We start from the raw sequence: 3,008 nt of genomic DNA on the forward strand, positions 1-3,008 counted from the left end.
GGGACGTCAACGCCAATCTGCCCACCACCGACGCCTTCGCCGCCGCGACCCGGCTCGTGCGGCCGGAGGATGTCGCCGACTCGATCCCCTGCGGCGGCCTCCTCAAACCCGACATCGTCTACTTCGGCGAATCCGTCCCCAAACCCCGGGTGGCCGCCGCCTACGACCTCGTCGACTCCTCCGAAGCCCTCCTGGTCGTAGGCTCCTCCCTCACGGTCATGTCCGGCCTCCGCTTCGCCCGCCACACCGCCAAATCCCAACGCCCCCTGCTCATCCTCAACCAGGGACCCACCCGCGCCGACCCCCTGTCCACCCTCACCCTCGACACCCCCTGCACCCCCGTCCTCACCGCCCTGGCCGACACCCTCGCCCCCATGTAGGTTGTCCGAAACGATGGGTTCGGACAGAAGGTGCTGGAATGTCGACGGTTGAACGCAACTACTTCCCCGCATGGGTCGACCGGATCCAATCCAGGTACATGAACCCCGTAGTCCGCCGAATCGCCCCCTACCTCCCCGGTTTCGCCGTCATCACCCACCGCGGCCGCAAGTCCGGAAAGCCCTACTCCACCCCGGTCAACGCCTTCCGAGGCGGAAACACCCTCTACGTGGCCATGGGCCACGGCCGCACCGACTGGATCCGAAACACCCTCGCCGCAGGCGAAGCCGAAGCCCACCACACCTTCCGCCAATTCCACCTGACAAACCCCCGCGTAATCCCCCGCGGCGAAGTAAGCGCCAACGCCCCCCTCATCGCCCGCCTGTCCGGCCGCACCCTCCCCCTGTTCGCCGCAGATCTAGAGCCCGCCAAGTAGTTCGCCCCAGCGGCGGGTGACCAGTTCGGTGTAGTCGTCGGCGCGAATGGCATACGCGCCAAGGGCATACCCGTCGTTCGCCTCCACGAGAGCGGTCGCACCGTTGCCCAGGAGGCCGAAGTCGATGCCGTAGCCGCTGGGTGCCCGCTCGTAGGTAGCGAGCGCTGTCTCGACCACATCCAGGTCCAACGGAATCGACCCGTCACCGGCATAGTGATCCACCGACACGATGCGTCGGTCGACGACGTAGACGCGGTACTCCGCCTGCCAGTCCACGACCTGCGAGCACCACACCGGCTGGCAGCGGCTGACATGTCCGAAAGCGGCGAAATCCCGCTCGGAATAGCAGACCGCGCCGGTGAAGTTCTTGCGGCGTTTCGCGGGCTTCACGAAAACGGTTGGGCACGATCCGGATTCGACAGCACGTTCCACCTCACCCAGCGTCGACTTCCACACCATGCGGCCCAGGAAGCGTCGCAGGCTCTCCGGGTAGTCGTCGGGCTCGGGCACACCGATCCCCAGCTGCCGCATCGCACCGTGCATCGCATCCGTGTCCCCCGCGATGAAAATATCCGGACCCAAAGGCAATTGCCGACGTTCGATGCGCTTCGCGGTGTAGTGAAGGATCGGGATTCCGATCCGGGTCAGTCCCTCCGTCAAGAGGGCCTCCTCATGACGCAACGGACCCTTGCCGCGGTGCTGCAGGAATGCGGTGGTGAACATGGGTCGCTCAGCGGTGCCGGGGGCGCAGGCCGTCGAGGATGATGTCGGCGAGGTGGGAGGGGGTGGATTCGCCTGCGTAGGCGGCGGCGTGGAGTGTGCCTGCGATCAGGGCCATCACTTCGGGGGCGGTGACGTCGTCTCGGGCAACGCCTGCGGTGCGGGCGCGGGTGAGGAGGATGTCGACGTGGGTGGTCAGGTCGTGCGCCAGTTCTGGTGCGGCGGTGCGCAAGTCGAATCCGGTGGCGGCGAGGGCGCTTTTGACCAGGACGTTTTCGAGGCCGTTGGCGATCATCCGTGATAGGAGGGTGAACAGCGCGGCGGGATCGTCGGTTGCCGCGAGTGCCGACGCCTCGGACACCAGATGTGCGATCTGGTCGATCGAGACCGCCAGGTATAGCGCCTCTTTCGTGGGGAAGTGCCGGTGCACGGTCCCGGGTCCGACACCCGCGCGTCGGGCAACCTCGTCCAGCGAGACCGCGAGCCCCTCCGTGGCGAACAATCGCTGGGCGGCCGCCACGACGCGTTCACGGTTACGCCGCGCGTCCGCGCGCAATTCACGACCGCGGACCGACGCGGTGGGTGAGATAGGTTCGGGCGGAGGCTGATTCATATCGATCACGAGCATAGCCGGGTCGCCGCCCCGTATGCTGAGACCATAAACGGGGCAGCGCACCGCTTTCGCGTCCGTCGCCCCGGTCAGGCCCGATCCCCACGGAGGGAGCCACATGACCACCCCAGACCCCGCCACTCTGGTACGCCGACTACAGGAATGCTTCAACACCCGCGAATTCGACCAGGCTGACGAGCTGCACACCCCGGACTTCTTCAGCCATTCGCTGGGCACCAACGGCTTCGAGGCGGGCGAATCCGCCTGGCGCGCCTTGGTCACCCATTTCCCCGGCATTCGCGTTGTCGCCGAAGACATCCTGGTCGACGGCGACCGAGTCGCCCTCCGCTCCTCGGTGACAGGGATCCCTCTCCCACAGGGCGGTCCCCCACCGATGATGATCGAGATCTTCCGGATCGAGGACGGCCGCATCGCCGAGAACTGGGCCCTCGGCCAAGGACTCCCCTACAGCGCAGACACCCTTCAGCAGCCACCATCCCCCGCCCCGCCCGCGTAATCCCCAACGCCAACCAAGATCAAGGTGTACTCACTGCGGGAATTTGTCTGGATCGCCTCCGTGAGTACACCTTGATCTTGAAGTGCCTCGGCGCTACGCGGGCGTTACGCGGTGAGGGCGGTGGTGATGCGGTCCAGGTAGTGGGTGATGGGGGCGAGGGTGAGTAGGCCGGTGCCTGCGCCTGCGAGTTCGGTTGTGGCGGGGGTTAATTGATCACGGATATGGCGGAGGATCTTGTGGTCGTTCAGGGCGAGGGCGGCGTGTGTGAGGAGGGCTAGGCGTAGTTCTCGTAGTAGGTCGGGAGGTGGGTCGGGGAGGGCGTGCAGGGCGGTGCGGGCGGCGTCGGG

At 66.5% G+C, this 3,008-nt stretch carries 5 protein-coding genes and 1 pseudogene; 3 read left to right on the forward strand and 3 right to left on the reverse strand.

Annotated features, from left to right (window positions below):
* Window positions 1-380, forward strand: a 380-nt coding sequence (locus ACWELQ_RS42420; RefSeq protein WP_452402634.1) for a Sir2 family NAD-dependent protein deacetylase, incomplete at its 5' end; no start/stop codon positions are given.
* Window positions 381-418: 38 nt separating this feature from the next.
* On the forward strand, window positions 419-814 hold the full coding sequence (locus tag ACWELQ_RS42425) for a nitroreductase family deazaflavin-dependent oxidoreductase (protein WP_452402635.1): 396 nt from the start codon (window positions 419-421) through the stop codon (window positions 812-814).
* On the opposite strand, the gene ACWELQ_RS42430 is transcribed toward ACWELQ_RS42425, so the two are convergent.
* Together ACWELQ_RS42430 and ACWELQ_RS42435 are read right to left on the reverse strand one after the other, a co-directional pair.
* Window positions 797-1,474, reverse strand: coding sequence for an ATP-grasp domain-containing protein (locus tag ACWELQ_RS42430; protein ID WP_452402636.1), 678 nt, complete (start codon window positions 1,472-1,474; stop codon window positions 797-799). The genes ACWELQ_RS42425 and ACWELQ_RS42430 overlap by 18 nt on opposite strands.
* A 70-nt stretch (window positions 1,475-1,544) precedes the next feature.
* Window positions 1,545-2,147 carry a TetR/AcrR family transcriptional regulator gene (locus ACWELQ_RS42435; RefSeq protein WP_452402637.1) on the reverse strand — a complete coding sequence of 201 codons (603 nt, stop codon included), beginning with the start codon at window positions 2,145-2,147 and terminating at the stop codon, window positions 1,545-1,547.
* A 115-nt stretch (window positions 2,148-2,262) separates the two neighbouring features.
* Between ACWELQ_RS42435 and ACWELQ_RS42440 the strand changes: the two genes are divergently transcribed.
* A complete protein-coding gene (locus ACWELQ_RS42440) occupies window positions 2,263-2,661 on the forward strand; it encodes an ester cyclase (protein WP_452402638.1) in 399 nt (132 codons plus the stop codon).
* A 104-nt stretch (window positions 2,662-2,765) separates the two neighbouring features.
* On the opposite strand, the pseudogene ACWELQ_RS42445 reads toward ACWELQ_RS42440, so the two are convergent.
* Window positions 2,766-3,008 (reverse strand): annotated as a pseudogene (locus tag ACWELQ_RS42445) (hypothetical protein); the annotation flags it as partial.

Source organism: Nocardia sp. NPDC004722, assembly GCF_053601505.1.